The sequence below is a fragment of the Microcoleus sp. B5-D4 genome (assembly GCF_036705145.1).
In the GTDB taxonomy this organism is placed as follows: Bacteria; Cyanobacteriota; Cyanobacteriia; order Cyanobacteriales; family Microcoleaceae; genus Microcoleus.
Window position 1 is genome coordinate 1 of record NZ_JAUBTV010000191.1, and the last position, 1,172, is coordinate 1,172.

Here is a 1,172-nt window from a genome sequence, read left to right on the forward strand (position 1 = left end):
TCCAAAAAGGACGGGCGGGACGCCCATCCCACAATAACAATTAAAATTGTAAGTTATTTAATTCGCGATCCTAAGTAGGGTGCGTCACGTAAGTCTTTATTGACAAAACGATTAATATTTTACTGTGATGCACCTTACAATTTGATAATTTTTAATGATTATTTAAGCGCCCATGCCGGAATACTGCTTCAAGCCCTGCCGCCAAAGCCAGCGATTCCACACAAAAAACACCGCACTCCAACCCAACATTACCAACAAACCGCGGCCTAAATCTACGGGCAATCCGATCAAGATAGAAGCGGGAAAATGAATCAAATAAGGAAACGGCGTCCACAAAACTACTTCGCGCACGGGTGCAGGAAACACTTGTAGCGGCGCGATAAGTCCCGATAAAAACAGGTAAATTAGAAACCAGAATTGCTCGATCGCACTTGCCCTTTCCAGCCAAAAAGCAAACAGCGCAAAGGTATACTGGATCAAGAACCGCAAGCAAAAAGCCAAGACGATAACCAACAAAAACAGCAAAAACCTGCCCAAACTCGGCAGCCAAAAAGACTGCGGGTAAAGTGCAAAAAACAGCAGCGCTAATCCGCATACAAACGGCAGCCTCGCAAACCTTTCGGAAACGTGAGAGGCAAAGTGATGCCATACGGGATCGAGAGGCTGCAACAATCTATTAGATAGCCTGCCTTGCACTACTTCCTTTTCAAACTCCCAAATCACCCAAACTACATTTGTTTGCCTGACAATGAAAGCGGCTAAAAAATAACGGGCAAAGTCGATCGAATTCAGCCCAAATTGACCAGTTTCAGCCGCCTGCATCCAGACGCCCATCAAGATAAACGGCAAAGCTCCCGACAGGGCCCACAAAAACAATTCCGCCCGGTATTCGAGCATATAAGCATAGTAGGTAACTAGCAAAGTTTTAGCAATTTTGATGGCTTTTGTCATATCAATTGTAGATTTAATTTTTCGGTGTTAGCAACGGGCAAGATGCCCGTTCCACAAAACATTGAAACTTTAGTGGAACAGGCATCTTGCCTGTTCAATTTTTCGGTATTAGCAACGGGCAAGATGCCCGTTCCACAAAACATTGAAACTTTAGTGGAACAGGCATCTTGCCTGTTCAATTTTTCGGTATTAGCAACGGGCAAGATGCCCGTTCCACAAAA

The 1,172-nt window shown here is 44.5% G+C and carries 1 protein-coding gene; it reads right to left on the reverse strand.

Going from position 1 to position 1,172, the window contains the following annotated elements; translation table 11 throughout:
- Positions 1–162: 162 nt before the first annotated feature.
- Positions 163–951, reverse strand: coding sequence for an ABC-2 family transporter protein (locus QUB10_RS34135; RefSeq protein WP_333207555.1), 789 nt, complete (start codon positions 949–951; stop codon positions 163–165).
- Positions 952–1,172 lie beyond the last annotated feature (221 nt).